Annotated in this window: 5 protein-coding genes and 1 pseudogene; 4 read left to right on the top strand and 2 right to left on the bottom strand. The window is 60.6% G+C overall.

Features of this window, described 5'->3' with window-relative positions; all coding sequences use genetic code 11:
• Positions 1 to 681, top strand: a 681-nt coding sequence (locus EN884_RS26035) for a BBE domain-containing protein (protein ID WP_206617637.1), incomplete at its 5' end; no start/stop codon positions are given.
• Between the two features lie 348 nt (positions 682 to 1,029).
• On the top strand, positions 1,030 to 1,245 hold the full coding sequence (locus EN884_RS39795) for a hypothetical protein (RefSeq protein ID WP_342030149.1): 216 nt from the start codon (positions 1,030 to 1,032) through the stop codon (positions 1,243 to 1,245).
• A 153-nt stretch (positions 1,246 to 1,398) separates the two neighbouring features.
• Here EN884_RS39795 and EN884_RS39075 read toward each other — a convergent pair whose 3' ends face one another.
• Positions 1,399 to 1,656, bottom strand: coding sequence for a hypothetical protein (locus EN884_RS39075; RefSeq protein ID WP_063170502.1), 258 nt, complete (start codon positions 1,654 to 1,656; stop codon positions 1,399 to 1,401).
• Positions 1,657 to 1,778: 122 nt separating this feature from the next.
• Between EN884_RS39075 and EN884_RS26020 the strand changes: the two genes are divergently transcribed.
• Complete coding sequence (locus EN884_RS26020; RefSeq protein ID WP_063170503.1) at positions 1,779 to 3,278, top strand: winged helix-turn-helix domain-containing tetratricopeptide repeat protein; 1,500 nt, start codon at positions 1,779 to 1,781, stop codon at positions 3,276 to 3,278.
• Between the two features lie 738 nt (positions 3,279 to 4,016).
• On the opposite strand, the gene EN884_RS26015 is transcribed toward EN884_RS26020, so the two are convergent.
• Entirely contained in the window at positions 4,017 to 4,415 is a 399-nt protein-coding gene (locus EN884_RS26015; RefSeq protein WP_063170504.1) for a M24 family metallopeptidase, read from the bottom strand.
• Between the two features lie 186 nt (positions 4,416 to 4,601).
• On the opposite strand from EN884_RS26015, the pseudogene EN884_RS26010 reads away from it, so the two are divergent.
• Positions 4,602 to 4,810, top strand: a pseudogene (locus EN884_RS26010) (asparagine synthetase B); the annotation flags it as partial.

The following is a 4,810-nucleotide window of genomic DNA, read 5'->3' as shown; positions in this document are numbered from 1 at the left end:
CCCGATCGCCTGAGCGGCCTAGCGGAATTCTCCACGCTGCCGAACGATCCCTCGATTCCCGAGCGTGCAAGGGGCCGGCGCGTCCTGGCGCTTGCGCATGTCTATGACGGACTGGCCGACGAGGGCGAGCGGGTCGTGGCGCCCTTACGCAGTTTTGGAGCACCGCTTGTCGATTTCAGCGGGCGCATGCCGTATCGCACCATCCAGTCGCTCTATGACGGCCTGTTCCCGAAAGGCCGCGACCGTTGCTACTGGAAATCCACCTACCTCTCGCGCCTCGACGACGAGGTTATCGGGGAGATCACCGCGCGGATGGCGAAGCGGCCCTCCGAAATGACCTTCGCCTCGATCTGGAAGTTCGGCGGTTTCGTCCAGCGCGTTGCAGCCGATGCCACTGCCTTCGGTGACCGGTCCATGCCCTTCATGCTCAGCCTCGACGCCATCTGGCCAGGCGCTGATGAGGACGACGCGAACATCAGCTGGGTTCGCAGCTTCTGGCAGGACGTGCAGCGCTACTCGACCGGGCGCCTCTATCTGAACTTCCCCGGCCATGGCGAAGGAGCGGACCTCGTACGCGACGCCTTGGGAGCCGAAGCCTATGGGAGGCTCGCCAAGATCAAGCACAGATACGATCCGGACAATCTGTTCCGCCTCAACCAGAACATCCTGCCAATGCACTAACGCACAATTCAAGTCGGCGTACGGTAGCGACTCTCGCCTGGGCATTTGCCAAGTCACGAACGGCTTACGATCATTCGCCGAAATCCGAGCTCCCCGCACGCGCTGGATGATGATCAGTCTTCGCAGCGCGAAACCGTGCTAGTTTTGGACTGCGGCTTCGTGCTTGAGGGGAACCGGCTTGAATAGCTCGCCGCCTACAACGTTCGTACTCAACGGCGTGACCGCCGACGTGAGTAGGGAGACCTTGCGCGACCAATTCAACAGGACAATCGCAGTTCGCCACCAGACCTTCGCGTACCTCGCCACCTTCTGGAGAACGCTGATCGCGTCATCACCAAGGACGAGTTGATGAAGGCGGTCTGGAACGGGCTAGCCGTCACCGATGACAGCCTGGTCCAATGCATTCACGAGATCCGTGCGGCGCTCACGACAGTCGCCAGGCCGTCGTGCAGACAGTGCCGAGGCGCGGTTACAGGTTGGTCCTTCCCTCAAATGCCGGACAAGAATGATTACAATTCTGGCGGCAGAATTGGCCGCCGAGGTCCGGCCGGCAGGCCAGGATGAGCGGAGCATTGCTGCACCTACCCCGGCCTACAGGCAGGTCCTTGATCGGCTACTGATAGAACATGCCGGTCGTCTCTTTGCGGCGTCGATGAGACAGTACTTGCGGAGTTTGCTGGCCCTGTGCAGACAATCGTTCACAGCTATGGATGCAAATCACACCTTCCAGAACGGCTTTTGAAGTTCCGCCTCGACGGCAGCCAGGGTGAGACCGACGTCGTCGATCCGCTGAGGCCCATCTTCCGCCAGTCGCTTCAGTTCCTCGCGATAGTACTTGCGCTCGCGCCAGACCGCGACCAGGCCGCGCAGGGCGAAGAGTCTCGCCCAGACCGATACCGGTTCAGTCGTCCACGTCGGCTGTTCGCTCCAGAGAGACTGGTAGAGTCTTGAGGTAAGAGAAAGCTGCGTGCTCATTTGGCTCGTCCTTTCTTGGTGCTGCTAAAATCGATAACGCTACTTTGGCGGATGAGCGGACCTGCGTACTAAAGCGCGGCCGAAACTGTTCCGAAAAATTCCGAAACGTTTAATATGGCGGGATGCAACGGGTTCACCTCACCTTTGGTCCGTTCGTGCTCGACCCTGAGAAGGGGACGCTCCTGCGACATGAAATACCGATCTCCATCGGGCATCGCGGCATCACGCTGCTCGCCACGCTTGCGGCCCGGCCCGGCGACATCCTGACCAAGGCCGAGCTGATGGAAGCTGCCTGGCCGGGCCTGGCGGTCGAGGAAAGCAATCTCACCGTCCAGATTGCGACGCTGAGGAAGGCGCTCGGCCCCACCGACCAAGGTGGCGACTGGATCGCCACCGTGCCTCGCGTCGGCTACCGCTTCACCGCGCCTGTCGAGCGCGTGGAAGGTTCAGTGCAGCGACCAATCGCGCCGTCCGGCAAACCCACCATTGCCGTGCTGCCCTTCGCCAATTTGAGCGGCGATCAGGACCAGCATTATCTGAGCGACGGCATCACCGAAGATATCATCACTGAACTGGCGCGTTACCGGTCGCTCGTGGTGATCGCGCGTAATTCATCTTTTCAGTTTCGTGGGCCAGCGCCGGAGGGCGCGGAAGTCCACCGGCAACTCGGCGCGCGCTACCTCGTCGAGGGCAGCGTGCGACGGCTCGGGAGCCGTATCCGGATCACGGCGCAGCTGATCGACGGCGCCAGCGGCTTCCATTTGTGGGCTCAACGCTACGACAGGGCGCTTGAGGACATCTTTTCGGTTCAGGAGGAGGTGGCGGCCCTCGTGGCTTCAACCGTCCAAGGCGCCGCCGAGGCAGATGCGACTAGCCGCTCGCGGCGAACGCCGCCGGCCGATTGGGCCGCCTACGACTACTACTTGCAGGGTCGCGCGCACTACCATCAGTATGAAATGGACAAGGGCGAATCCATGTTTACCCGGAGCGCCGAACTCGATCCGACTTTTGCTCAAGGGCATGCCTATCTAGCGCAGTGCCTGGTTGCGCGATTCTGGTACGACCGCGATCCTCGTACGCTGCAAAGTGCCTTGCGGTCTGCGCGCACAGCGCTCCTGCTCGACCGGAATGACGGCATCTGCAACCAGAGCATGGGTCTCGTGCTTGTACATATGCGCCAGCATGGGGATGCCGGACTGCATTTCCAGCAGGCCCGTACGCTCAATCCGCACGACGTCAACATTGCCGGAGACTATGCAAGCTGGCTCAACTACGGCGGCCAGCCTCAGCAGTCCTTGGCGGTCCTCGAAAGGGCCATACTGCTCGACCCGTTGCCCCCGGTCTGGTTCTGGGAGGTGAAGGGAAGCGCGCTCTTCCTGCTCGGCCGATACGCCGACGCCATCGACGCTTATCGGAAGGCCGGCGACCAGTTCTTCATCCATGCCTTTCTCGCGGCGGCCTACGCCCATCTAGGCGAGATGGAAAACGCGCATGTCGCAGTCGAAGCCACACTGAGGCTGCAACCGGACCTCTCGCTTGGCTACCTTGCCCACCTTCCCTTCGCAGACCCATCTTCCTTCGAACACTTCCTCTCCGGCTTCAGAAAGGCCGGCTTTTTATAGGATCCAGCCGGTCCGACAACTCATCGCCGCAGTTGCGTGCATGTGAGCAGTAAGAAGGACGACGGCAATGATAGTCGACAGGACAACCTCCCATACTGTTGGAACCTGACATACGGGGTCATTGCTGGATCAGGCCCGTCGTCCAGCAACGCAGTCATGTTACCTTTGGCAGACCGTCCGCTTTCGGGCGAAGGTAAAGTTTGCCGAACTCCGAGATCAGGCGCATTGCTGCCGCCAGCCGGCAACCGCTGCGAGGGTGAGGAAGGACAATGGGATTGTGCCTGGCGCCAGGTCGCTCGCATCGAGAAGAAAGACCCGCCATGTGGAAGCTGCCGGACCCGATCACCACGGTCGGGCGTCACGGCATCCTGTTCGGGACCGCCATACTCCCATGAGTGTCAGCGACGGCTGGTTTCGACCTTCGGCAACAATATCTGGTTCGTCCTCGTGCATGTAAAACTGGAAAGAAACGCGCAGTCGCGACGTTCTCTACATTGCGGTACTTGACATGGACTCGATATCGCTCGCGCAGTATCCTCTCGGCTTGACGCGTGTCCACGGTGCCCGGAATGTCAGGCGCACGCGTGAGTTCACCAAGTGGGTTCTCTCGCTACCCGGCAGTGAGGCAGCCTCGCCTGGTCCGCTCGGATTGCTACCAATACCAGCTGTGTTTTGGGCATGCGTTTGAGGGCAAGTCTTCAGAGCCTCGCCGGACAGGTGGAAATGAGCTCGGTGCGATCAGGATAGACAATTGTGCTCGAACTTGACATAGCCGACGTCTTCGCGGCCCGCCATGCACTCGACGGCGATGGCCATCCCGGCTCCAACCTTGAAGCTGTTATCTGGCACTAACCATGGTCCGCCCCAGCCCAGTCCGAAGGAATGGCCATAGATTGGGTAGCCGCAAAAAATTCCGCGGCCGTCAAGAACATCGAGGACTGCCTTGTACAGATCGCTTGCCGTTACGCCAAGGCGGCATGCGGCCACGCCTGCCTCAATTCCGGCAATGGCACCGTCGTAGATTTCATTCTGCCGCGCGGACCACTTTCCCCGACAACGACAGACCTTGAGAAGTCCCAGACCTAGCCCTCGACAGAAGGCGATGAGGGCCTGCCCCTCAGACCCCGTGAACATCATGCGAACACGACGCCAAAAGCTTCATTGCCCTCATCTCGCGGCAGATCCAATGCTCACGCAAGGAATCAGCCGTCGGCGGCCGCTCAAAATTTACCATTCTCATGAATAGTCCCAAATATTTAACACCTACCGATATCTTGGCGGCTATAGTCCGGGCCGCGCTGGTGGACTTGGAAATATCTCGGCATGTGCGGTTTTAGCGGCTATTTCGGCACTGTCCGGGATGGGAGGGCGCTCCTTGAAAGGATGACGGCTGCCATTGCGCATCGCGGCCCCGATGAGCAGGGGTTCTTCACCACAAAGGCGGCCGGCCTCGGCCATGCGCGGCTGTCCATCGTCGGTCTCGGGGACGGCCAGCAGCCGATGTCCGATGCGACGGGCGATCTGACGATCGC

This window comes from Mesorhizobium sp. M7A.F.Ca.AU.001.01.1.1 (genome assembly GCF_004022735.1).
Lineage (GTDB): Bacteria > Pseudomonadota > Alphaproteobacteria > Rhizobiales > Rhizobiaceae > Mesorhizobium > Mesorhizobium ciceri.
The sequence above is the reverse complement of the archived record's forward strand: the minus strand, read 5'-3'. Positions and strand labels throughout refer to the sequence as shown.

Coding starts and splice junctions, on each gene's coding strand:
- EN884_RS39795 (WP_342030149.1), top strand. CDS start 1,030: ATGAAGGCGGTCTGGAACGGGCTAGCCGTCACCGATGACAGCCTGGTC.
- EN884_RS26020 (WP_063170503.1), top strand. CDS start 1,779: ATGCAACGGGTTCACCTCACCTTTGGTCCGTTCGTGCTCGACCCTGAG.
- EN884_RS39075 (WP_063170502.1), bottom strand. CDS start 1,656: ATGAGCACGCAGCTTTCTCTTACCTCAAGACTCTACCAGTCTCTCTGG.
- EN884_RS26015 (WP_063170504.1), bottom strand. CDS start 4,415: ATGATGTTCACGGGGTCTGAGGGGCAGGCCCTCATCGCCTTCTGTCGA.